We start from the raw sequence: 23,667 nt of genomic DNA, 5'->3' as shown, positions 1-23,667 counted from the left end.
GCTGGTCCGGGAGTTCCCGACGGTCACGTTCGAGCGGTATTGCGACGATGCGGTGATTCACTGCGGTAGCGAGGAACAGGCCCGCCAGGTGCGCGACGCCCTCGCTCAGCGATTGGCGCAGGTCGGTTTGGAGCTACACCCGGACAAGACGCGCATCGTCTACTGCAAGGACGCCGACCGGCGTGGCGATCATGAGGTCACGTCGTTTCACGTTCCTGGGGTACACGTTTCGGCCTCGGCTGGCCCGTAACAAGTGGGGGAAGAACTTCGTGAACTTCCTGCCCGCGGTCAGCAAGGACGCGATCAAGGCGATGGGTCGGGAGATCCGTTCCTGGCACATCGCCCGCCGCAGTGACAAGTCCCTCGGCGACCTGGCACGCATGTTCAACAGCATCGTGCAAGGCTGGATCAACTACTACGGGCGCTTCTACAAGTCCATGTTGTATCCCCTCCTACGGCGCATCAACGAACACCTGGTGCGCTGGGCCATGCGCAAATACAAACGGCTACGCCGACGCGAAACGCGGGTGCGACAGCTGCTGGCGGAAGCCTCCCGAAGGTCCCCACGACTGTTCGCCCACTGGCGCATCGGCCTCAAACCTGACGGCTGGACGATGGGAGCCCGGTGAGCTGAGAGGCTCCCGCCGGGTTCTGCGAGCGGCGGGGGGTGAAATTCCCCCCGCCGACTCTCCTGTTGGTGATGTGCAAGTCCAGCGAGCAAGCCGACGCCGCCCTGCAGCGGCTGCGGCAGTTGCTGGCCGATCTCGGCCTGGAGCCGAAGGAGGCCAAGACCAGGATCGTGCACTTGCAGGCTGGTGGGGAGGGCGTGGACTTCCTCGGCTTCCACCACCGCCTGGTGCGGTCCCGGCCTCGCGACGGGCGACGCCCGTTCACGTTCCTCGCCCGCTGGCCCGCGGACAAGGCCATGCAGCATGCCCGTGACCGGATCCGGGACCTGACCGCCCGGCGCAGGCTGCTGCTGCCTGTTGAAGCAATCGTGCAGGACGTCAACCAGTTCCTGCGCGGCTGGACCGGCTACTTCAAGTACGGTCACTCCGCCGAGCGCTTCAGCAAGATCAGGTACTACGTGCGGATGCGGATCGCGTTGTGGTTGAGCAAACGCCATCGCCGCAGCCGACACTTCGGCCGTTGGGCGCTGCTGAACTTCACGCCCAACGAGTTCGGCCTGATCAGGCTCTACGGAATCGTCGTGCAACCCAGGGCCGGCAAGCCCTGGCGGGACAAGCCGAATGCCGGCGGTGAACGACGTCGGTAAGCCGTGTGCGGGAGAACCGCACGCACGGTTTAACGGGCGGGAGTTGGAAACGGAGCACGTCAAGGCCAGGGTCACAGCAGTGGGACAACCTCACGGGAAACCGCAGGAACACGAAGGCTGCTGGACCTACCGCAATGGCACGCCACCGCGCCAGCTCCCGACCCTCCATCCTGGGTAGCGGTTGGCTTCGACGTGGTGCAGTACAAGGATGGCTTGCACGATCGCGGTGGCGCGGCGTGGGCAGCAGCGTAGCTTGGCCAGGATCTTCCAAATCTTGAGGATGGCGATCGCCCGTTCGCCGCGGGCGCGGACTTTCGCGTGCGCCCGGTTCACGGCCTTCTGCCGGCGTGACAGCTTCGGCCGATCACGGCGCCGCTTGAACGGGGTCCGCACGCTGCCGCGGGCACCTTGGTAGCCCTTGTCCGCGAAGGTCATTACGTCTGCGCGGCTCAGCGCTTCGATGATGCCGTGGGTAGGTGTCGGCGTTACGCAGATGAGCGAGAGCAAGCAATGCCTGCCGTCCCGCACCGAGGCGCCGCCAGCGGGATCGATGCTGCTTACGGTAGCTGCGGATGCGGTCGGCGAGGTGGTTCAGGGTGCGGCTGGACAACGTGATCGTGGACGGGGGTAAGACAGCACAGGCGAGGCTCCCGGTCGGGGCATCGGGTTTTGATCGACTGCTGTCTTACCTGGAGCCTCCTCCTTATCGATGTTTGATCAACCTGCACCTGCCCTGAGCTGCACGATCAGCTTGGAAAGGCTCTATGAAGCGTCAGCCTCGCGGGAGCTGCGCAATGCGCCGACGGCCACCAGTCCCGCACCGGCGAGCGCGATTGCCGCCTCTATGGCCCGAGATACCTGAGGAAAGTCTTCCGTTGGCGTGCTCACCATCACTCCTAGCGTCAGGACGACGCCGTCGGCAGGTTCGGCTAGGTTCCACCAGCCTGACCACACCCCGGCGAGATCCGAGTAGGCGCGAGCCGCTCCGAGTGACAGCAGGAACAACCCCACCGGGAGCAGCCAACGCCGGTCGGCCCGCCACCCTGACAGCGCGAGTGCCCCCATGGCCACGAGGGCAGCGAGCAGCGCTGGCCACACCGCCCCGAGCAGGTCGATCAGCGGATAACGGCCGAACTCCCGCGCGGCGCTCAGCCCGAACCAGGCGAGTAGGAGCAGCGCGAGGACTGTCGTCGCGACACCCCGCCGCCTGCCGCGTGACGGTAACGCCAACGCACCGGCCGCGAGACAGAGAACGCCAAGCGCCAGACCCAGCGCGGCGAGCCTCTCCCGGTCGATCATCTCCTGCCAACGCGCCAACATGGACGTCTTCGCTACCCCTTGGCCGTATGTCAGCCAGCCTGCTTCATCGACCTGCTCCTGGTACCAGAACAGTCTTACCGCCGCGACCACGGCAAGTAGCCCGATACCGGCGGCGACGGCCCACCTCACGCGGCGCACACCCCGGCTCGCCAGCACGTAGCCGAGCAGTGCGAGCAGCATGACCAGGCCGAACTGCAGCGACGCGGCTGGCATGGCGAGCAGCGCCGCCGCAACCGAGAGCAGACCAGCCGCGACGGATGCAACGAGCAGACCGAACGAAAGACGCATGGCCAAGATCGTGACACATGCGCCGGGCGAGCGGTCCGCATCTGGTCCGCAAGAGGCCGACGCGCAGCGGGGGAGTGGTGTGAGATGTCAAAGGTGTTTCCGCTGCTAGACCGCCATGTGCCCATGCCCGCGGGACGGGCAGTTTGATCTCGTAAATGCGTAGGTCATCTCAGCCATAAGTCCAGCGCGCACTTGCGCCGTGAGGACCACCTCGTCGCAACTGTTGACGATCGCTTGCCTGCTGCGGCCTCCAAGGTGATCGTCTCCGTATCATCCAAGTCAACGTGGATCGGTCGGCTGCTCTGCCGGTCCAGACGAACCCGAACCACGTACGGTCCCGGCGCTACGACGAAGCTCTGACTGGCACCGCGCTCCAAGCTCCCGATGATCTCCCCGTCGATTTCGATCATCATTTGCCGAGATATCGCAACGTCAAAGGCTCGACGGAACGTGATGACCGGCATGAGTCGTGCACCCCTTATTAGAAGGCTGTACAGCCATCCGTACAGCCAAGACCGCCGCCAAGCGCCGACACTGACGGACGACGACGGACGGCATAACCAGGGACATCGTCACCCGACCAGCCATCCGCGATCTTCTTCTAAACTCCGGGCGGCTCGGTCCGCCGGCGCTTGACAGCCGACATTGAGACCTCACGGGTTATGAACGTTCGCCGAGCGTGCCAGTTTGCGCTGAACGGCCCGGAGGAGAAAGATCGTCTCTTCGTCTGATAGGCCGGTCGTGGTCGACCAATCACAACCGGATCCGAAAATGTCGCTGGCAAAAACTACCTCAGTGGCTATCAGGACACGTCGCCAGTCACGACGGCTAAGCGGCGCTTCAGCGCGGATCGACGCGTGCAAAGGACCGGCCTGCGCATAGAAATCCTCGACCCCCTCGAAGCCCATGGCGACCGCCAACGCCTCAGTGCTATGAGCCGGCCCGCCCCACTCCATGAGCCCCCGGGCGAGTAGGTGGCGTTCAGCTTCCGTGAGGTCGACCATGACCAGGTCGCCGAGAGCCGCGGCTGGCTGACCTGGTTGCGCGTCCGCTCCGTCCATGCGTCGATCGTGCCAGCCTGCGAGCAGGTGCGGGCCATCCCACCACACCGCGCGCACCTGCTCTGCCACCGTCGCCCGGTCATCGCCTTGGCGCTCGATGGCACTCGGCCCCACGCTCTCCAGCTTCGACGGTGGTCGGGCTGAGCTGGTCATCTCGTCGCGGTAGTCGCGCCACTGCTGGCGCAGCTCGTCGTGGCGGGGCTCAGCGAGTACCCGCGACAGGCCCAGCTCCTCACCGGCGCTGAGCTTCAGGAGCCAGACCGTGGCTGCCGCCTCTGGCGTCGCCTCGCCGCGCTCGGCTTCCAACTGCTTCCGCACGGCCCATGATGCGGCCATGACGGCTGACCTTGCCCGTCGGCCAGCCAGGCTGGTTCCATTTGGTGGTGGCTAGCGCGCCGTGTGACCTGGGTAACAGCCGTTCATGGGGTGCGGGACCGTCTCGTCTCTGTTGGTGAGCACGAACGAACGGAGACGTCATGAAGATCTTCATCGCCGGAGCGTCGGGCGCGATCGGCAGCCACCTGGCTACCCAGCTCGTGGCACGCGGCCACGAGGTCGTCGGCACCACCCGCTCGGCCGCCAAGACCGGCGCTTTGCGCGCGCTGGGCGTCGAACCGGTCATCGTCGACGCGCTCGACCCCGAGTCGGTGGCCGATGCCGTGGCCAAGGCCGAGCCGGAGGTGATCGTGCATCAGCTGACCGCGCTGAGTGGACCGGCGGACTTTCGGCACGCCAAGCAGATGGCGGCCGCCACCAACCGGCTGCGCACCGAGGGCACTGACCACCTGCTGGCCGCAGCGCGTGCCGTCGGGGTGCGCAAGTTCGTAGCGCAGAGCAACGCGATGTGGATGGAACGCACCGACGGGCCGGTCGCTGAGGAAGACGGCCGGATCGAGCCGAACCCGCCCGCTGATGCCGAGGAGGCCGTAGCCGCACTGCGCCACGTGGAGACCGCGGTGACCGGTATTACCTGGGCCGAGGGCATCGCGCTTCGCTACGGATGTTTTTATGGTCCGGGGACCGGAATCGAGGCCGCACCGGATGCCGTCATGGCCGTGCAGATCCACGCGCGGAAGTTCCCGATCGTCGGCAGCGGTGCTGGGGTGTGGTCGCTAGTGCACATCGCCGATGCCGCGTCGGCCACGGTCTCGGCCATCGAACACGGCAGGCGCGGTATCTACCATGTCGCTGACGACGATCCGGCACCGGTCCGTGAATGGCTGCCTTACCTTGCCCGCGCGCTCGGTGCCAAGCCTCCCCGCCGCTTCCCGGCGTGGCTTGTCCGCTTGCTGGCCGGCGAGGCGCCGGTGAACCTGATGACCCAGGCTCGCGGGATCTCCAGCGAGAAGGCCAAACGCGAACTGGGCTGGACGCTGCAATACCCGAGCTGGCGCAAGGGTTTCATCGAGGGGCTGGGCTGACCGGTGTCATCCGCTGATCTCTACGGCGAGCTGCGCCCGCGGGCGTTTGCCATCGCGTATCAGATGCTCGGCAGCGTGAGCGAGGCCGAAGACGTGGTGCAGGAGGCGTTCTTGCGGACGCATCAGACCCTGCGGCGCGACGAGGCGATCAGCTCGCCGCGGGCGTACATCGCCACGCTGGTCACCCGGCTGTCCATCGATCAGCTCCGCTCGGCCCGGGCGCGGCGGGAGCGGTATGTCGGGGAGTGGCTGCCCGAGCCGTTGGTCACTGGTCCGTCACCCGCGGACCACGCGGAGACCGCTGATTCGCTGTCGCTGGCGTTCCTCGTCCTCCTGGAGACCCTTTCGCCGCGGCAGCGGGCCGCGTTCCTGCTGCGCGAGGTATTCGACTATCCGTACGCCGAGGTCGCCGACATCATCGGCACCGACGTCGACAGCACCCGACACCTGGTGGCGAAGGCTCGCGCCCACGTCCAGGAGCGTCGGCCGCGGTACCACGCATCTCGGCAGCAGCGAGAAGAGCTGGCCCAGCGCTTCTTCGCCGCCGCCGAGCAGGGCGACCTGCGGGCGTTGGAGGCACTGCTGGCCCAGGACGTGGTTCTGCACGGCGATGGTGGCGGGAAGGTCCCCGCGCTGGCGCGGCCGGTCAACGGCCGGAATCGTGTGGCACGGCACCTGGTGACCGCGATGTCCGTGGTGGCACCGCACGGTGGCGTGCGCATCCAGATCGCCGAGGTCAACGGCCTGCCCGGCGCCATGATGTTCGACTCGCAGGACCGGCTCTTCGGTGTGCTGGGACTCGACATCGCCGACGGTGAGATCCAGGCGATCCACTCCATCGTCAACCCCGACAAGCTGCGCCACCTCGACTCGGTCAGCGACCTCGGTGCTCAGATCCGCGCAGCCCGCCGATCCGGCAGCGACACCTGAACCATTGATGACGCCGGCGCCACGACCCCGAGACGGACGTGCCGCATGACGGCTCATCACCGGACCCGACGATGCCCCTCACACGGATCCGATCGCCACTCCGGCTTCAAGACCGGAGCCCCCTCCAACCCCGCAAGGAGAAACCCCATGAACCTGACTCTGTGGATCATCGCCGCACTGCTGTCCGCTGCCTTCCTCGCCGGCGGCGCCATCAAGCTGACCCAGCCCAAGCAGAAGCTGGCCGCCGCCCCCAGCGGGGGATGGGTCGAGGACTTCAGCGCCGGTGCCGTCAAGGCCATCGGAGCCCTCGAGGCCCTGGCCGCGGTGGGCCTAGTCCTGCCCGCCGCCATCGGCATCGCGCCGATTCTTGTGCCGCTGGCCGCTGTCGGTCTGGCGTTGATGATGGCCGGTGCGATGATCACGCACCTCCGCCGCCACGAGACGAAGGTGATCGTGGTGAACCTGGCCTATCTCGCCCTGGCCGCCTTCGTAGCGTGGGGCCGCTTCGGCCCCGAGTCCTTCACCAGCTGACCGGGCGCGGCGTCCGGCCACACCGAATTGCCCCTCGACTCGGGCGAGGGGGCCATTCGACGCCCACGCCACCGGCGCCACCCGGCCCGAGCGGGTCGCCCTCAGCTCAGGCTAACCGATTTGATTATCGATGATCAGTGATCATAGATTGGCCTGTGTGGAATGTTTTCGGCTTTCCAGGGCCGGGAAGCGTGTCGGTGTTCACCCCGTGCACGTTTGGGTTGGCTCGGGGAGGGTTCCGGTGGTGTGGGTCGGCGGTAGGGCCGGTTTTTGTGGATCGGTGTTGAGGCGTTGAGTCGGTGAGCGGGAAGCTGCGGCTGGCCGAGGGTGAGGCGGCCCGGACCGCGTGTGCCCGCGGTGTGCTGCGCGCGGGGGTGGACGAGGGGACCGGTGAGGTCCTGTCGCAGGCGGTGCTTGCGCAGCGGGTCGGCTGGTGTGCCGATCTGGTGGCGGGGATGGTCTCCGCGTTGTTGGCGGAGCGTTGGAACGCGGGCGATGTGGAGGTGCTCGCCTCCGGTGTGGACGCCGGCGGCCGGAAGCTTCCGTCGAACGCGTGGATGGCGCTGCGGCGCTTGGGCTGGACGGTCGCCCCGCCTGGGGGTGTGAGGGTCAATGATCGGGTCGTGCGGATGGCGCAGGAGCAGGCGGGGCGTGCGCTGCGTTCGGCGGCGTGGCGTGCCGAGGTGACGGCCGGGGTCCTGACGGCCTGGCCGGCTGATCCGCGTAAGCGCACCCCCGCCGAGTGGGATCAGGTGCGGGCCTCGATCCCCGGCGGGCAGCATCTGCCGTCGAGTGTCATCAAGGGCCGCACCCGGCAGATCGTCACGTTCGTCAAGGCCAATGGTCGCCTGCCGGTGGACGTGTTCGAACTCGAAGGCGTCCCGAGGATTCCGCGGATGTTGCTGTTGGCCGCGTGTGATCGGCAGCAGGCCACCATCGAGCGCAGCGACACCGACCCGGCGAGAGCGCTGCTGCGGCTGCAGCTGCCCGCCCGTCCGGATCCGCGAGGGTATCGGGACTGGACGTGGGTCGAGTGCCGGATCACGTTGCCGCCTACGGTTCCCGCCACGGCGGTGCTGCACCTGCCCACCCTCCGCCTCACCGACGGGACGGTGCGTGCCGACATGGCATACACGCACGCCGTGCCGAAAGCCCGGGCCACCGGTCACTCGGTGGCGCTTGGCGTGGATTGGGGCCTCAACACTCTCCTCAGCGCCGGAGCCCTGCGACTGCATGACACCGGGCGGATCACGGCGTTGGGGGCTGGTGGACAGTTCCGCGCCGCTGGGGTCCTGGCCAAGCAGCACCGCCTGCGCCGCCTGTCAGAGCGGCTGCATGCGAAGGCCGACCAGTACGCGCGGCTGCTCGGCGGCCGCCCCGACGAGCATCTGAGCGCGAAACAGGAGGTGCTGGCCGGCGAGATCCGCCACGTGTCCGCCCGCCGCGCGAACCTGAACGACGCGCTCGCGTGGGCTGCCGCCCGCTGGGCCGTCGACCAGGCGATCGCCGCCCGGGCGTCCGTCATCTATCTGGAAGACCTGCGGTCGATGGAAGCCAAGGGCATGGGCGCCACCGGCAACACCCGCTTGTCCCAGCAGGTCCGCGGAAAGATCAGCGACCGGATGCGGCACCTCGCCGCCGAGCACGGTATCGCCGTGGTCACCGTCACCGCCCGCAACACCTCCAAGCACTGCCCGCAATGTTTGACCCCGCTACAGCACCGTAAAGCCCCCGACAAGCGGACCGTCGCGGGCTGGAAGTGGGCCATCTGCCCCAACCAGTCCTGCCGCTGGCAGGGCGACCGTGACCACGGCGCATGGCGGCGGATCGCCGCCCGCGGCCTCACCCATCAGGGCAAGACCGTCATCGACAAGACCAGCGGGCAGATGGTGATCCGCTCGGTCGTGGACACGCGCGAAGCCGCAGCCGTTGTCACCCCGAGCACCTTCAAGACCAGTCGGAGGGATCGGTCGAAGACCGGCCCCACCCGGCCCCGCACCTCACGCCCCGCGCCCAGGCGACGCAGGGCACCCTCCCCCACCCGGCCCCACAGCCGAGCGGGAAAGCGTCCGGAGGGACACGCACCAACGGACCGGCCGAGGCTGCCCCGCGCAGCCCACCGACACCAGAGCGTGAACACGATCAGCACACCCACCACCACCGGCCACCGGCCCCGAGGAGCCGCACTGGGCGCGGGATTCCATCTCCACGTCCATGCATCTCCACCACGGTGGGAAACGATCCCGGAAACCCCATCCGACTCAGGATCGCTAAGCTGATCAGGGACGCTTCGTGATCATCATGCGTTCGTGACCATCGACGAGCCTGACGGCCTGGGGCGTAAGTTGCATGGCCCGCTCATCGTCGTCCGCGAGCTGACTCGCGCCTATGAGCGCCACGACTTCCGGACAAGTAGCCGAGATGAGGGCGCCGGGCCTCCCGGGCGCGCGACAGGTGCATCGGGCGTGGGATAACGGTCTAGCATCGAGCGGTGAATTCGTCCCTTGACACGTTGCCGAAGATCGGCGCGCCAGCGACGCGGGCGCTGAACGCCGCCGGCTACACCGCGCTACGCCAGCTCGCGGGTGTGCCACGCGCAGAGCTTGCCAGGTTGCACGGCATGGGGCCGAAAGCATTGGACATCATCGAGGCCGCCCTCGAACAGCACAATCTGCGGCTGAGCTGACGTCGGCCTGACGCGACGCGCCAAGTCCCGTTGCCAGTGGGCGAGGGTCAGGCGTTGGCGTACTGGGCGGCGACGTCGAGGATCCAGGTGATGCCGAAGCGGTCGGTCAGCATCCCGAACGCCGGCGCCCACTGCGCCGGGCCGTACGCCTCGACGACGGTGGCGCCATCGGCCAGCTTCTCCCACAGCGCGCCGACCTCTTCGACGGTCTCGCCGCGGACGGACAGGAAGAACGGCTCGCCGGTCAGCGTCATGCCGTTCTCGCGCCGGGTGGAGGGCGCCGGCGCGATGCCGGCTCCGGCCTGGCTGGGCACGTCGTAGGCCATGACGTGGAAGCCGTCGTCGGCCGAGACCTGGCCCCAGACGACCTTGCTGGCGTCGGGCAGGTCCTTCGGCATCCCGAAGTCGCCGTACGTGATGACCATGATCTCGCCGCCGAACACCGAGTGGTAGAACTCCAGCGCCTGCATCATGGCTGAACATTCCAGGACGCGGCCAACGAACCGCGCACGAGAGAGGCGTCCTAACTCGGCGGGCCGCCGAGCATGGCGGCCCGCAACAGCGCGTCTCGCAGCCACAGTGGCCGCAGGCGGGTCAGTCCGGCCGCCGCGCCGGCGATGCTCGCCAGCCGTTGCACAGTACGGCGACGCTGCCGGTCGTACCGCTGAAGCCCGTCCGCGACGGTCGGCGCCCGTTCCAACGCCTCGGCGAGTGCGACGGCGTCGATGAGCGCCTCGCAGGCGCCCCGGCCCAGATCAGGTGGCATGCCGTGCGCCGCGTCGCCGATCAGCGCGACGTTGTGCCGTACGAAAGACGCCAGGCGCGGCACCGCGTACAGATCGTGGCGCAGGATGCCGTCCTCACGGATCGCGTCGAGAACCGGCCTTACCGGGGCCGTCCAGTCCCCGAAACGGGAACGCAGTTCGGCGAGCTCGGCTCCGGGCGAGAACGCACCCTCCGGTGCCGTGGTGGTGGCGTACCAGTTCGTCCGGTCGCCCTCCTGTGGCGTCACGCCGAACTTCGCACCCGCCCCCCAGGTTTCGGTGAACGCCTCGGTCGCCATGCCGTCGAGCCAGCCACGCCACGCAGTTTTTCCCGTGTACCGCGCGCGCCAGCCGGCGCCGAACAGTCCCACCCTGACCCGGCTGAAGATCCCGTCCGCCGCGACGACGAGGTCATGCTCCCGGCGCAGCGGATCGAGGTCGCGTACCGGTGTGGCGAACCGCAGCACCGACGGATCGACCGCCTCGCACAACAGGGCAAGCAGCGCCGGCCGGGACAGCAGGATGACCGGGTCGCCGGTGCGCCGCTCAAGCTTGGCGACGTCGATGGCGGCGATGCGCCCACCGTCGAGCCGCTGAAACGTGCCGGCACGCTGGGGCTGGCCCAGTGTACGGACCCGGTCACCGAGGCCGATTGTGTCCAGCGCGCGCAGCGCCGCGGGCCAGATCCCCAGCGCGGTGCCGGCACCCGACAGGTCGGGCTCTCGCTCGTACACGGTGGGGCGCCAGCCACGCTGGTCCAACGCGACGGCGGCGGCGAGCCCGCCGATGCCACCTCCGATGATCGCCACGGTTCCCTTCATGTCCTCAACGTACTACAGATGTAGTCCACAGACTACTGATGTAGTGTCCGTAGCATGCCGACCCGTCAAGAGCAACTGCTCGACGCCGCCATCGCGATCCTCGGCGGCCAGGGCGTCCGCCACCTCACGCACCGCGCCGTCGATGCTGCGGCCGGGCTGCCAGCCGGCTCCACTTCGAACTACTTCAAGACCCGCGACGCGCTCGTCGAGGCCGTTGTCGACCGCTTCGCCATGCGCGAACAGGCCGTATGGGAAACGATCGCCGGCCTGGTGCGCCCCAACACGCCGGATGAGCTCGCCAGCGCGCTCGCCGCGTTCGTACACCGGGCCACCGGCGAAGAACGGGCGACGACGCTGGCACGGTACAGCTTGTTCGTGGAGGCTGCGCTCCGGCCGACGCTGCGCCAGAAGCTCGCCGAGACCGCCGAGGCGATCCGGGATTGGGCAGCGCAGTGGCTGCGCGACCTGGGCTCGGCCGACCCGCACGCAGACTCCCGGCTGATCCTCGACCAGCTCGACGGGATCATGTTGCACCGCCTGGCATTCCCGGACCCGACGGCGGAACCGACCCAGCAAATCACCAAGCTGGTACGCGCAGTGCTCGGGAAGAAGGTGATCGACCAGGGGCTGTCGGCATGATCAGCCGGGGTGCCCGCGGATGTGCAACGCTCAAGATCAAGTTAGTTGTAGACCAAGGTCGGGCCTGGAGGTCAAGAGGGCTCACGACCTGCACGGATGCCCTTCTCGGCAGGTACACGGTCAGCACACCGCAGGTCGGCTCGACCCCGCCGAACTACTCCCGATGGTCGACCCGGCCGCTTCGGCGCCGGCAGCAACGGCTCCGACACCGCCCACTGCACGTCAGTCAGGTCGAACCGCGTCGTCACCGCTAGGGTGTCCACGAGGTCTCCGGTTTCAGGTTCTGCTTTGGTCGCTGAACCATCTACCGGAGACCTCGCCCATTTTCGATCTCCGACACGCGAAGACCCTCAAGCCAGCTCAAGCCCCTGACACAGGCCCTAGCCCGAGGGCGGTTCACTCGCTAACCCGACCCGAAGCTGGTCCACGGATCGTAGGTAAGTGCGCGGCCTCTAGATAGCAGTCCGGACGGCCGGCGGGGGACGCACCTGCCGGCCGTCACGGATTTCGGGCCGGATAGCGTCTCTGATCAGCTTTGCGATCCTGAGTGTCGGATTGAGTTTCCGGGATCGTTTCCCACCGTGGTGGAGATGCATGGGCGTGGAGATGGAATCCCGCGCCCAGTGCGGCTCCTCGTGGCCGGTGGCCGGCGGTGGTGGGTGTGCTGATCGTGTTCACGCTCTGGTGCCGGTGGGCTGCGCGGGGCAGCCTCGGCCGGTCCGTTGGTGCGTGTCCCTCCGGACGCTTGCCCGCCTGGCCGTGGGGCCGGGTGGGGGAGGGTGCCCTGCGTCGCCTGGGCGCGGGGCGTGGTGGTTTGTGCCGAGTGGGGCCGGTCTTCGACCGGTCCCTCCGGCTGGCATTAGAGGTGCTTGGGGTGACGACGGCTGCGGCTTCGAGTTCGTCGACGACCGTGCGGATCACCATGTGTCCGCTGGTCTTGTCGGTGACGGTTTTGGTCTGGTGGGTGAGGCCGCGGGCGGCGATGCGCCGCCAGGCGCCGTGGTCGCGGTCTTCCTGCCAGCGGCAGGACTGGTTGGGGCAGATGGCCCACTTCCAGCCCGGTGTGGTGGGCCGGTCGGGGGCTTTACGGTGCTGCAGCGGGGTCAAACATTGCGGGCAGTGCTTGGAGGTGTTGCGGGCGGGGGCGGTGACCACGGCGATACCGTGCTCGGCGGCGAGGTGCCGCATCCGGTCGCTGATTTTTCCGCGGACCTGCTGGGACAGACGCGTGTTCAGGCTGTGCCCCAGGCCCTTGGTTTCCATCGACCGCAGGTCTTCCAGACAGATCACCGTCGCCCGGGCGGCGATCGCCTGGTCGACGGTCCAGCGGGCGGCAGCCCACGCGAGCGCATCGTTCAAGTTTTGGCGGCGGGCGGACACGTGGCGGATCTCGCCGGCCAGCACCTCACGTTTCGCCCTCAGCTGCTCGTCGGGGCGGCCGCCGAGCAGCCGCGCGTACTGGTCGGCCTTCGCATGCAGCCGCTCGCTGTGGCGGCGCAGGCGGTGCTGCTTGGCCAGGACCCCAGCGGCGCGGAACTGGCCACCCGCCCCCAACGCCGTGATCCGGCCATCCTTTCCCAGTCGTAGGGCACCCGCGCTGAGGAGAGTGTTGAGACCCCAGTCCACGCCAAGCGCCACCGAGTGACCGGTGGCCCGGGCCTTCGGCACGGCATGTGTGTATGCCATGTCGGCACGCACCGTCCCGTCGGTGACGCGGAGGGTAGGCAGGTGCAGCACCGCCGAGGCGGGAACCGTGGACGGCAGGCTGATCCGGCACTCGACCCACGTCCAGTCCCGATACCCTCGCGGATCCGGGCGAGTGGGCAGTTGCAGCCGCAGCAGCGCCCTGGCCGGGTCGGTGTCGCTGCGCTCGATGGTGGCCTGCTGCCGGTCACACGCGGCCAGCAGCAGCATCCGCGGAATCCGCGGGACGCTTTCGAGTTCGAACACGTCCACCGGCAGGCGACCATTGGTCTTGGCGAACGTGGCGGCCTGCCGGGTGCGGCCCTTGATGACATTGGATGGCAGGTGCTGCCCGCCTGGGATCGAGGCCCGCACCTGATCCCACTCGGCGGGGGTGCGCTTGCGCGGATCGGCCGGCCACGTCGACAGGACCCCGGCGGTCACCTCGGCACGCCACTTCACCGAACGCAGAACACGCCCTGCCTGCTCCTGGACCATCCGCACGACCCGGTCATTGACCCTCACACCCCCAGGCGGGGCGACCGTCCACCCCAGACGCCGCAACGCCATCCACGCATTCGACGGCAACCTGCGCCCACTCGCATCCACCCCGCCAGCCAACACCCCCACATCCACGCTGTTCCAATGCGCGCCGACCAGCGCGGCTGCCATGCCCGCCACCAGATCGGCACACCAACCGACCCGCTGCGCCAGCACCGCCTGAGACAAGACCTCACCGGTCTCCTCGTCCACACCGGTGCGCAGCAAGGCGCGGGCACACGCGGTCCGGGCGGCCTCACCCTCGGCCAGCCGCAGCTTCCCGCTCACCGACTCAACGCCTCAACACCGATCCAGAAACACCGGCCCTCACCGACGACCCGCACCACCGGAACCCTCCCGAGCCAGCCCAAACATGATGCGCCACAGGGTGAACACCGACACGCCTCCCGGCCTGAGGAGAGCCGAAAACGTTCCACATAGGCCAATCTATGGTCACTGATGATCGATAATCAAATCGGTCAGCCTCATGAGCGGGGCCGCCCGGCTTTGTGGTGGTGGCGAACTTTAGTACGGCAGGTCGATGCGTTGCCGGCGGGCGAACTCACGGTGGGCGGTGACGACCGTGTCGATGAAGTAGGCCGCCATCTCATCGGCCCGTAGCACCCGGGCCGTTTCGACCCTGAAGTTTTCATCGCAATAGCGTTCGGCGGAGACGACGCAGGGCTGCACCTCGAGAGCGTCCCTGAGGAGATCTACGGGTTCATCCCCGGCATCGACGATGAACTTCACGCCGTCGCCGAAGCTCAACTCCCAGTGCAGCCCGTCGTCAGTACCGACCCAGAGCTGCTTGCAGACTGTGTCTGGGGTCTGGGAGAACATCTTCCGCATCAAGCTGTCGTCCGAGCAGATCGCCGACATGACGCTCGGGGCGCCGCCGATGGCCGCGGCGACCGGGGGGAACCCGGCGAGTCGGTCGACGCGGTAGAGGACGTAGCTCGGGTTACCGCTGGGTTCCTCGGACTCGATGTCGGGCACCGCGTACGGGGGGAGTTCAGATGTCATGGCTTCATGTTCCTTCATGGTGCGCCGGGGGCCGGGCTGGCGACCCGGCCCCCGGCCTACTTGGCTAGTCGCCTATCGGGAAGTGGATCGTGAAGGGGATGTTGTTCTTTTGCAGGCAATCGAGCACGGCGTCCGATATGCCAAGTGAGTCATACTTTCCGTGTGGCATGAAGTGCCAGTGCTTCCCCTTGACCGCCCTGTCCCCGAGCTCATTTCTCCGGAACTGAAAGTTGCGCTCATTGTCTTGCAGGACCTTGGCCTGGTTGGCCGGGTCGGCGTACCAGGCGTCCTCGTTGCACTGAATCAGGTTCTTTCTGTCGTCTTCAATGGGGATCCCGGTCTTGACCTCGTGGAGGGTCCAGCCGTCGGGGGAGAACTCACCGTAGTCCATCGACCGGCCGCTGGGCTCGAACTGCCCTGGCGCCCCGGCTTGCATCAGCCACAGTTGGGGCTGGCCGCGAGTGCGGTCATCACGGAATCCCATGATTTCGTCGACGAAGATGTTCTGGCCGTCGGTACTGCCCCTGGCCCATCTGACGTCGGGACCGGGGAGGTGCAGTTTTTGTCCGTTGGTGCCCACCGCCTGCATCGCGAAGTGCAGCTTCTTGAGGTCGGTGCGTTCGCCGCTGAGCAGCCTGTTGAAGTTTTTCTTGCTGATCTTGCTGCTGGCCGCTGGTGCCAGGCCTTCCGGTTCGACGAGGGCTGCCCAGACCTCCGGCATGATGAGCTCGTAGGTGAGCTCCTTGACCGTGTCGGGGATCTTGTCGTACTTTGCGACGAACCGGGCCGCCGGCATGAGGCGGTGGGTGTACTTGAGGACGAACTTCGCGACCTTGGCCGGGATAGCGATCGCATCGCCGGCGTAGGGGACGACGCCGAGGATGCTGAGCCCCGCGCTGACCCACTCCCCGTGGATGAGCGCGGCAATGGTGTCGCGGATGTCGGCGAGCCCGCCGAGGATCCAGCCGACGACCGGGATGACGCTCAGCCCGCCGCTACACAGGTTGCCGGCGAGCCATGCCATCGAGTCCTTTTCGGCGAAGTCGCCGGCGAACATGCCGAGCAGGAAGTCGCTGACATACGTCCACTTGCTGATCTGCTCGTCGAAGCGGCCGGGGTCGAGGCCCTGGGACTCGGCGTTGGCGACCTCGTAGTCGTCGCGTAGACCGTCTCCGTCGCTGTCCTGAGAACGCGCGTTGATCGAGAGGTCGTCCTCGGTGTAGTCCGAGAGCCCGTCGCCGTCGGTGTCGACGTTGGCGGGGTCGGTGAGGCCGTCCTCCTCCACGAGGTCTGGCAGGCCGTCGCCGTCGGTGTCGGTGTCGGTGGGGGTGGGGTCGATCGGCGGGACGTCGCCGGGCGTTGGCGGGGCGCGTGGCTGGTCGGCCACGAGCGGGTTGCTGCCCTGGGCCACCTCGGCACCGTCAGTGGCTCCGTCGCCGTCGGTGTCCGGGTTGGTGGGTGACGTGCCGAGGTCTTGTTCCTGGAGGTTGGTGAGCCCGTCGCCGTCGATGTCCTCGGCGCCGTCGGCGATCGAGTCCTGGTCGGTGTCGACCGCGTTGGGTCGGGTCCAGCCCGCCAGTTCGGTGATCTCGAACTTGTCGGTCAGTCCATCGCCGTCGGAGTCGACCAGCAGCGGGCTGGAGCCGAACCGCAACTCCACTACGTCGATGACGCCGTCGTTGTCGTGGTCACCGGTGTAGGTGATGCCGAGCCGCGTGAGCACGTTGAAGCCGTTCGACCACGCGTTTCCGGCCTGAATGGTCGCCGGCTCCGGGTTGGCCTTGACCAGCATGTCGTCGGCCTTGGCCAGGTTGACCTTGGCCGCATCCAGGTCCGCGAACGCCTCGGCCAGCCCCGCCGGGGCGGGCGCGGGCGGCGGGCTGGCCCGGAACGGGCCGATCGTCGCCTCAGCGTCCTGGATCGCCGCGTCCGCCAACAACCGCACACCGGTGAGGGTCTCCACCACGGCGGCCACGTGGGCCTGCTCGGCCTCCCCGTTGGGCGGGCTGGCACCGTTCAGCCGGCCCTTGAGGAACGCCTCAAGGTGCTTCAGATTGTCGAACGCGACCGCGCCATCAGCGACGCTCTTCAAGCGGGCGCCATCGAAGTACCGGCTGCCGACATCCGCCAACACCGTGTCGATCCGGCTGTCACCCAACCCGCCACCGACATACGGGCGCAACGCCTGCGTGGCCTCGGTGACGTAAACCTTCGCGTCACGCGTGTACTTGGCGGTGGGAATCTTCGCGACCTCCACCTCCCACAGGCGGCCCGACCCTGCCGACGCCGGGGCGGCAACGAGCGCCACCTGCGCGGCAACCAGAGCCGCAACCACCGCGGCAAGTCTTGACCGCCATCGTCTTCTGTTTCTCACCGGCACCTCCGTCGATACGTAACCAACCAAGAACCCGCCAAGCATATTCACAAAAGTAATTGTCCAAAGTGCCCACGGGAACTACTGGTCGAAAATGGACAGGCCCGCGCGAATGGTCGACTCCCAGTGGCGCTTCGAAGAGTTGTTCCAAAACCGGCAAGGGTTTGACCCGAGCAGCCGTGCGTCCACTATGGAATCGACACACGCGATCGGCTGATCTTGTTGCATTCCTGCGCGTCGCATTGCAGGCCGATGCCCTCTCGTCCGGCGCACGGTCGCCCCGGCGTGCGAGGAAGCGTGTCCGCCTCAGCTGGCGTCGTCGATGAGGGCGGCGAGGCCGTCGAGGGTGCGTGCGAGCCGGATCGGCACGGGGATCGACCCGGCGGCATTCGCCTGGGCTGGCCTACCATCGCGCCCGTGAGCGATCACCGCTGGCGCGGATTTTGCATAACGCGACGGCAGCTTCGCACCGAGCGGACGGTCCCGGTCGCCGTCGCTCGCCTGGTCGGGACCCTGACGGCGGTCACGCCGGCGCGGCCTTGCCGCCCAACCGGCTGCCCTGCCCTACTTCGAGGTTGGTCAGGCCGTCATGACGGCTTCGCGGCCGCCGGGCGAGCGGATCGGGCCGGACAGGTCGCCTCGCGTGACGGCTGCAGCCACGATGCGTTCGGCGCGGCGGCGGCGCATGCGCAGGACCGGCGCGGTCACGCCCTGCTCGGCGGCCAGGTGCTCGATCAGCGTGTCGCCGAAGCGGGTCGCGCTGATGAGCTCGGCGGCTTCGGCGGTGATCAGGCCGGCGACGGCTGCTCGCCCGAGCAGCAGGTCTGGGTGCCCGTAGGGCATCCTCGGCGACCGCGAGCCGCTGGGCAGGTCCAGCGGTAGTTCCTCGCCGTCGTCGGCCTTGACGACCGCGGTGCCGGCGCGCCATGCCGCCCAGCACAGCCGCAGCCACAGTCGGGGCGGGGCGAGGTCCGCGGTGCGCAGTGCGAGGAGGAACCCGGCCAGGACTTCGGAGTCCACGTCGTCGGCGTGCCGGGCGTGGCCGCGGCTGATCTTTGCGGCGAGGTGTGTCAGTGCGGGCAGGGCCACGCCGATCGCGCCGACGACCCAGGCGGGTCCCCGGTCGCGGGCGTGGTGGGCCAGCTGCCGCCACAGCTCGTCGGTGGTGTCGCTGTCGTAGCGCTCGTGCACCAGCAGGCTGCGCAGCTCGTCCAGCGGCATCGTCGTGTCCGGCAGGCCCGGCACCGGACGCGCGTTGAACACCAGCGGCGCGGGTTCGCAGGTCAGCAGCTCGAACGCTTTCTCGGCGGTGGTCAGGGCCGTGTCGGCCGTCCTCGTGCGGGTGGTCGTTGCCATGCCGATGTCCTCTCGAAGGGGGAGCGCTTCGCGATGTGCGATGGCTCCGAGACCTCGATTGGGACAGCCCGACCTGACACCAGAAGCGTTTGTCAGACCGGGACAGGTCGTGCCCGGTCGTGTCAGGTTCGCCGCTGCGCCGACCGCCCGCGCCCACCGACGCGGCCGTCAGAGATCGGGCTGACTGGATCTGTCAGGCCGGGGACGGGTTCGATCGGCCTGTCAGCGGCGCACTGAGGACCGTCAGTACGCCCGCCGGTCCGGGGGCCACCATGCCCATGACCGAGAGAAACCATCACAACGCACCCGCCCCCGTCGGGGACGTGGTGCCCGGCGACCCGCCCGTGCCCATCACCGTCTGGCCGATACCCGCCCCGCAGCCGGGCGAGACCATGTCCACCGCGATGGGCATGCGGCTGGTCTACAACCTCACCCACCCGTCCGACCTGATCATCGACCTGACCGAAGGGCCGCAGCTTGCCGGCGCCATCCTCGCCGCTCACCGCCACCTGCAGGCGCCGCGTTCGACGGGCTGGGGGAGCGAGACGGCGATGCTGATCGTCACCGGCTGGCCACTCGCCCCCGACGCAGGCGAACCAGTCGAGTTCTTCGCTCGTGGTCGGGCGAAGCTCCTGCCCGGCGGCTGCCTGGTCGTGCTGCTGGCGCACGGCGACCCGATCCTTCCGGTCGACGTCGTCATCGCGGCCAAGCAGGCAGGTCTGTCCTACCTGCAGCACATCGTGGCGGCCGACCAGCCACCCACGCGCGGCCAGCGGACACAGCTGGACATCCACACCGACGTCCTGGTCTTTGCCCGCCCGACCGAGGGAGGCGACCGCGATGCCTGAGCCGATGCCGATCACGTCCGTGTGGCTGACCTGCCAGCAGCCTGCTCGTGACCAGCGACGCGGCCGGTACGTACCGGAGTCGTCCACTCATCCGGGCAAGATGCTGCCTCACCTCGCCGCGCACGCCATCGCCGCCTACACCGCGGCGGGGGACCTTGTGCTCGACCCGATGTGCGGGTCGGGCACCACCCTCGTCGAGGCCGTGCACCTTGGGCGGCACGCGCTCGGCGTGGACATTGAACCGCGGTTCACCGCCTTGGCAGCCGCGAACGTCGCCCTCGCCGCGTCCCAGGGCGCCGCCGGCATGGCGAAAGTCATCACCGGCGACGCGACCCGCCTGCTCGATCTCGCCCCCGCGTCCGCGGTCGGCGAGGTCGGGCTCGTGCTCACCTCACCGCCGTACGGACGGTCCACCCACGGACTTGTCCGCATGACCGGTACCGGGGTCAGGAAAAGGGCCCACCTGTACGGCGACCGCGCAAGCGGCAACCTCGCCTACGCCGGATGGTCCGGGCTGCTCGACGGGTTCACCGCGATCCTGTCCGCCAGCTACCAGCTGCTGCGCCCCGGCGGCACGGTAGTCATCACCTGCCGCCCGGTACGCCGCAGCCCGGACGACTTCATCGACCTGCCCGGTGAACTCCTGACAGTCGCGCAGACGGTCGGGCTGATACCGGTGCAGCGGTGCGCGGCGATGCTCGCCGCCGTCCGCGACGGCCAGATCGTGCACCGCGCCTCGATGTTCGGGCTCATGGCGGTACGCAAGTCCAGGGCCCAGGGCCTCCCTGTGCACCTCGTCGCGCATGAGGATGTCCTAGTCCTGCGACGTGGCCAGCCGAACTCCCGCGCCACGCCCGCCGACGGCTGACAGCAGGTGAGCTGGGCTGTCAGGTTCTGCCAGGCGGCCGGACCTGACAGCCCCAGCTCCACCGGCAGCAACGCGATTAGCCTGAGGGCTCTTCTCCCTATTTCATGTGCTGATCTGACACGCCCGCGACGGCATCGCGCCCACCCCTCCCGGTCGGCCGCCGTCCGCCAGCCTCAGACCCTCAGCACTCATCACCCCGCCCCTCGCCTCACCTGCGACCGGGGCAGGGCACCCCCATCCCTGCAGGCGGCCACCACCCGATGGCCGACTTCCTTCGAGTCCCAAGGAGGACCGATGCTTTGTCGCGCCTGGTATCTGACAGGCGGTGATCCCCTCGCCGACCACAACGCAACCCCGCCCGATCTCCTCAGCGGTGTCACCCCAGTCGTCGGCGGAGACAGCGGCTCCGGCCGAGCCCACGACATGGCCACGTTTCGGCTGGCGTCGTGCGCCGGGCTGGTCACCGGCATCCACTCGGCTGCCGCCGGCAATCGGGCGGCGCAGCAGCAGAAGGCCGTTGAATGCTGACCGGCCGCCGCTACCTGCTCGCCTTCATGCCGGAGCAGGCTGCCTACGCGGAGACGGTGGGCGCGATCTGCCGGGCGGTGTGGAACACCGCGTTGGAGCAGCGCCGTGAGTACCGCCGACGCGGAGCCTGGATCAACTACAGCGAACAGGCCCGGCAGATGGCCGAAGCGAAGAAGGACTCGGACTGCGGGTGGCTGGCCGACGCCCCGTCGCACACGTTGCAGCAGACCCTGCGCGACCTGGAACGCGCGTGCAAAACGCACGGGACGTGGAAGGTGCGGTGGCGGTCCAAGACACGCACCGCGCCGTCGTTCCGGTTCCCCGACCCAGAGCAGATCGCGGTGCGGCGGCTGAGCCGGCGGTGGGGTGAGGTGCGGCTGCCGAAGTTCGGGCCGGTGCGTTTCCGGTGGACCCGTCCGCTCGGCGGTGTCATCCGCAACGCCACGGTCTCCCGCGACGGTGGCCGCTGGTACATCTCGTTCTGTGTCGAGGACGGCGTTGCCGAGGCCGCACCGAACGGTAAACCGCCGATCGGCGTCGACCGGGGTGTGGCCGTCGCGGTGGCCACCTCTGACGGTGGTCTGGATGATCGGGCTTTCGTCACCCCTGGCGAGGCGGTCAGGCTTAAGCGGTTACAGCAACGCATGTCCAGGTCGTTGCGCGTGCACGGCCGTAACCGCGGGTCGAAGCGCCGCGACAAGGTACGCGCTGAGATCGGCCGGCTCAACGCCCGTATCCGGCATCGGCGGGGCGACTTCGCCGCGCAGGAAGCCGTGCGGCTCGTGCGTGGCCACGGGCTGGTCGCCGTCGAGCGCCTGCGGATCAAGGACATGACTGCCAGCGCACGGGGCACTGTCGAACAGCCCGGCCGGAATGTGAAGGCCAAGGCCGGCCTAAATCGAGCCATCCTGTCCAAGGGTTGGGGCGGGTTCCTGCTGAAGTTGGAGCATGCCGCCCGCTACCACGGTGCGAAGATCGAAAAGGTCAACCCCGCGTACACGTCGCAGACCTGCAACTCCTGCAAGCATGTCGCACCGGAATCCCGCAAGAGCCAAGCGGTCTTCCGGTGCGTTGCCTGCGGACACCAGGACCACGCCGACGTGAACGCGGCCAAGAACATACTCGCCGCCGGGCTGGCGGTAACAGGGCGTGGAGACCTCGCCGTTGGGCGGTCCGCGAAGCGCCAACCATCCGCAAGGCTCACGGCGTGAACACGCCTCAGCCACGGGAATCCCCCCGCCTGCAGGCGTGGGGAGGAAGTCAACTGCCGGCCCGGCTGCGAAGACGCCCTCGCCACATGGGGGCTTGAACCGCTGCCGCAACGATGGACCATCTCCTCCGAAGGCTGGCGGATTCCGGGGCGCCACGAGTATGAGATCTGGCTCCGCGGCCACACCGCCTCAGCCGGCGCTACCGCAGCCACCGAAGCCCTCGTCCGCGCCGACCTGACCCGGGCGCTCGCCGGCATCGACCACCACCCGACCACAGTGACCACCAGCCTCGAGGGTGTCGGTATCGACCTGTACCCGGACCCCGACAGCGACCGAACCCTCAGGCGCGCCGATCCGGTGATCGGCACGCCTGTTCCCGCAGGGGCCGCGTCGCGCTGCGCCCAGCCGACGCCGGGCACGCGCGGCGCCTACCCGCTCGCCTCCGGCCAATTGTCGACCTCAACCAGCAGTGGAGATCATCATGTCGTTTCCAGACAACAAGCTGACCGTGCGATCCCCAGCCGACCTGGTAACCGCGGTGCCGTACCTCCTCGGTTTCCGGCCCGGCGACGGCAGCATCGTCGTTCTTGCCAGCAGGGACCGCCACGTCGTCTTCGCCGCCCGGGCCGACCTGCCCGCCCCCGGCGCCCCCGCAAGCCACCTGTTCGACCTCGCCGCCAACCTGGTCCCGGTCGTGCGGCGGCAGCAGCCGATCACTCACATCATGCTCATCGGCTACGGCGACCCCGACCACGTCGACCCGGCAGTAGGCAGCGTCGGCGACGCGTTCACCGCCAGCGGCATGACCATCCGGCAACTGCTACGCGTCACCGGCACCCGGGTCTACAACCTCACCTGCGACAACCCCGCCTGCTGCCCACCTCAAGGAACTCCGCTCGATCCGGCCTCACTCGTCGCCGTGCAGGCCACCGCGGCCGGGCTGGTCGCGCTACCGGACCGGGCCGCCGTTGCCGCCCGGTTCGCACCCGTCGACGGCGCCGCCCGTGACGACATACGCCGCGCAACCCGGGAGGCGATCGCCCGCCTGAAGGCGGTGAGCACCGCCGGCAACGCCGCCGTGGACGAGGCCGGCGCCCAAGCGGTCCGCGACGCGCTGCGACAGCACGACGGCGGCAGGCGCCTCACCGACGACGAGGTCGCCTGGCTCACCGTGCTCCTGAAGCGGCCATCGGTGCGGGACCTTGCCGCGGACCTCACGCAGCCGCACGACCGGCACGTCACGTTCTGGGCCGACGTCACCCGCCGCGCCCATGAACCGCTTGTGCCGGCACCGGCCACCCTGCTCGCGCTCACCGCGTGGCGCTGCGGTGACGGCGCTCTGGCCGCCATGGCAGCGCACCGTGCCCTGCAGGTCGATCCCGCGTACCAGCTCGCCGACCTGCTGCTGCAGTCGCTGCACGGCGGACTCCCGCCATCGGTGTTCGAGCAGGCAATCGCCGCCGCCCGAACCAACCCCTCAACCCGCTAGCCGAAAACCC

The 23,667-nt window shown here is 68.5% G+C and carries 22 protein-coding genes and 1 pseudogene; 14 read left to right on the top strand and 9 right to left on the bottom strand.

Translation table 11 applies throughout. The features are described from left to right. From A6A27_RS45295 to A6A27_RS45285, 3 genes are all read left to right on the top strand, one after another. Positions 1–250: reverse transcriptase domain-containing protein (locus A6A27_RS45295; protein ID WP_241825527.1), on the top strand; the 250-nt coding region annotated here is incomplete at its 5' end. Between the two features lie 19 nt (positions 251–269). Continuing rightward, positions 270–629 carry a group II intron maturase-specific domain-containing protein gene (locus A6A27_RS45290; RefSeq protein ID WP_198940517.1) on the top strand — a complete coding sequence of 120 codons (360 nt, stop codon included), beginning with the start codon at positions 270–272 and terminating at the stop codon, positions 627–629. 71 nt (positions 630–700) lie between these two features. Next, the gene (locus A6A27_RS45285; RefSeq protein WP_198940516.1) at positions 701–1,276 is read left to right on the top strand and encodes a group II intron maturase-specific domain-containing protein; all 576 of its coding nucleotides are present in this window, start codon (positions 701–703) and stop codon (positions 1,274–1,276) included. 126 nt (positions 1,277–1,402) lie between these two features. Here A6A27_RS45285 and A6A27_RS30565 read toward each other — a convergent pair. The 3 genes and pseudogenes from A6A27_RS30565 to A6A27_RS45280 all read right to left on the bottom strand — a co-directional run bounded on the left by A6A27_RS30565 (position 1,403) and on the right by A6A27_RS45280 (position 4,281). After that, positions 1,403–1,892: pseudogene (locus A6A27_RS30565) on the bottom strand (transposase family protein). Positions 1,893–2,038: 146 nt separating this feature from the next. Continuing rightward, positions 2,039–2,884 carry a hypothetical protein gene (locus A6A27_RS30560; RefSeq protein WP_073838111.1) on the bottom strand — a complete coding sequence of 282 codons (846 nt, stop codon included), beginning with the start codon at positions 2,882–2,884 and terminating at the stop codon, positions 2,039–2,041. Between the two features lie 653 nt (positions 2,885–3,537). Next, positions 3,538–4,281 carry a hypothetical protein gene (locus A6A27_RS45280; protein WP_198940515.1) on the bottom strand — a complete coding sequence of 248 codons (744 nt, stop codon included), beginning with the start codon at positions 4,279–4,281 and terminating at the stop codon, positions 3,538–3,540. A gap of 140 nt (positions 4,282–4,421) precedes the next feature. Here A6A27_RS45280 and A6A27_RS30545 point away from each other — a divergent pair, with 140 nt between their 5' ends. From A6A27_RS30545 to A6A27_RS30525, 5 genes are all read left to right on the top strand, one after another. Beyond that, positions 4,422–5,366, top strand: a complete 945-nt coding sequence (locus A6A27_RS30545; protein ID WP_073838109.1) for an NAD-dependent epimerase/dehydratase family protein — start codon at positions 4,422–4,424, stop codon at positions 5,364–5,366. 3 nt (positions 5,367–5,369) lie between these two features. Then, positions 5,370–6,296, top strand: coding sequence for an RNA polymerase sigma factor SigJ (sigJ, locus tag A6A27_RS30540; RefSeq protein WP_073838108.1), 927 nt, complete (start codon positions 5,370–5,372; stop codon positions 6,294–6,296). 147 nt (positions 6,297–6,443) lie between these two features. Then, the gene (locus A6A27_RS30535) at positions 6,444–6,827 is read left to right on the top strand and encodes a DoxX family protein (RefSeq protein WP_073838107.1); all 384 of its coding nucleotides are present in this window, start codon (positions 6,444–6,446) and stop codon (positions 6,825–6,827) included. A 299-nt stretch (positions 6,828–7,126) separates the two neighbouring features. Next, complete coding sequence (locus A6A27_RS46945; protein ID WP_073838106.1) at positions 7,127–9,106, top strand: zinc ribbon domain-containing protein; 1,980 nt, start codon at positions 7,127–7,129, stop codon at positions 9,104–9,106. Between the two features lie 212 nt (positions 9,107–9,318). After that, on the top strand, positions 9,319–9,513 hold the full coding sequence (locus tag A6A27_RS30525) for a helix-hairpin-helix domain-containing protein (protein ID WP_073838105.1): 195 nt from the start codon (positions 9,319–9,321) through the stop codon (positions 9,511–9,513). Between the two features lie 47 nt (positions 9,514–9,560). Here the strand turns inward: A6A27_RS30525 and A6A27_RS30520 are convergent, their stop codons facing one another. Together A6A27_RS30520 and A6A27_RS30515 are read right to left on the bottom strand one after the other, a co-directional pair. Further along, entirely contained in the window at positions 9,561–9,986 is a 426-nt protein-coding gene (locus A6A27_RS30520; protein WP_073838104.1) for a VOC family protein, read from the bottom strand. A gap of 50 nt (positions 9,987–10,036) precedes the next feature. Beyond that, positions 10,037–11,098 (bottom strand): FAD-dependent oxidoreductase, encoded by a 1,062-nt coding sequence (locus A6A27_RS30515; protein ID WP_073838103.1) that lies wholly within the window; start codon positions 11,096–11,098, stop codon positions 10,037–10,039. Between the two features lie 54 nt (positions 11,099–11,152). Here A6A27_RS30515 and A6A27_RS30510 point away from each other — a divergent pair, with 54 nt between their 5' ends. Further along, entirely contained in the window at positions 11,153–11,737 is a 585-nt protein-coding gene (locus tag A6A27_RS30510; RefSeq protein ID WP_073838102.1) for a TetR/AcrR family transcriptional regulator, read from the top strand. Between the two features lie 498 nt (positions 11,738–12,235). On the opposite strand, the gene A6A27_RS30500 is transcribed toward A6A27_RS30510, so the two are convergent. The 4 genes from A6A27_RS30500 to A6A27_RS30485 form a co-directional block, all read right to left on the bottom strand. Further along, complete coding sequence (locus tag A6A27_RS30500) at positions 12,236–14,248, bottom strand: zinc ribbon domain-containing protein (RefSeq protein ID WP_073838101.1); 2,013 nt, start codon at positions 14,246–14,248, stop codon at positions 12,236–12,238. Positions 14,249–14,485: 237 nt separating this feature from the next. Continuing rightward, a complete protein-coding gene (locus A6A27_RS30495) occupies positions 14,486–14,956 on the bottom strand; it encodes a hypothetical protein (protein WP_143194255.1) in 471 nt (156 codons plus the stop codon). Between the two features lie 91 nt (positions 14,957–15,047). Beyond that, the gene (locus A6A27_RS30490) at positions 15,048–17,318 is read right to left on the bottom strand and encodes a hypothetical protein (protein ID WP_073838099.1); all 2,271 of its coding nucleotides are present in this window, start codon (positions 17,316–17,318) and stop codon (positions 15,048–15,050) included. A 618-nt stretch (positions 17,319–17,936) separates the two neighbouring features. After that, the gene (locus tag A6A27_RS30485; RefSeq protein ID WP_073838098.1) at positions 17,937–18,713 is read right to left on the bottom strand and encodes a hypothetical protein; all 777 of its coding nucleotides are present in this window, start codon (positions 18,711–18,713) and stop codon (positions 17,937–17,939) included. A 278-nt stretch (positions 18,714–18,991) separates the two neighbouring features. Here A6A27_RS30485 and A6A27_RS30480 point away from each other — a divergent pair, with 278 nt between their 5' ends. The 5 genes from A6A27_RS30480 to A6A27_RS30460 all read left to right on the top strand — a co-directional run bounded on the left by A6A27_RS30480 (position 18,992) and on the right by A6A27_RS30460 (position 23,657). Beyond that, on the top strand, positions 18,992–19,561 hold the full coding sequence (locus A6A27_RS30480) for a hypothetical protein (RefSeq protein ID WP_241825526.1): 570 nt from the start codon (positions 18,992–18,994) through the stop codon (positions 19,559–19,561). Then, positions 19,554–20,429, top strand: a complete 876-nt coding sequence (locus tag A6A27_RS30475) for a TRM11 family SAM-dependent methyltransferase (protein ID WP_073838097.1) — start codon at positions 19,554–19,556, stop codon at positions 20,427–20,429. Before A6A27_RS30480 ends, A6A27_RS30475 begins: the two co-directional genes overlap by 8 nt. A gap of 294 nt (positions 20,430–20,723) precedes the next feature. Next, on the top strand, positions 20,724–20,957 hold the full coding sequence (locus A6A27_RS30470) for a hypothetical protein (RefSeq protein ID WP_073838096.1): 234 nt from the start codon (positions 20,724–20,726) through the stop codon (positions 20,955–20,957). Next, on the top strand, positions 20,951–22,168 hold the full coding sequence (locus A6A27_RS30465) for an RNA-guided endonuclease InsQ/TnpB family protein (protein ID WP_073838095.1): 1,218 nt from the start codon (positions 20,951–20,953) through the stop codon (positions 22,166–22,168). The genes A6A27_RS30470 and A6A27_RS30465 overlap by 7 nt, the downstream gene beginning before the upstream one ends. A 481-nt stretch (positions 22,169–22,649) precedes the next feature. Further along, a complete protein-coding gene (locus A6A27_RS30460; RefSeq protein WP_073838112.1) occupies positions 22,650–23,657 on the top strand; it encodes a DUF4192 domain-containing protein in 1,008 nt (335 codons plus the stop codon). The last annotated feature ends 10 nt before the right edge of the window (positions 23,658–23,667 follow it).

Origin of the sequence: Micromonospora sp. CB01531 (assembly GCF_001905095.1) — a bacterium.
Taxonomy (GTDB): Bacteria; Actinomycetota; Actinomycetes; order Mycobacteriales; family Micromonosporaceae; genus Micromonospora.
The sequence above is the reverse complement of the archived record's forward strand: the minus strand, read 5'-3'. Positions and strand labels throughout refer to the sequence as shown.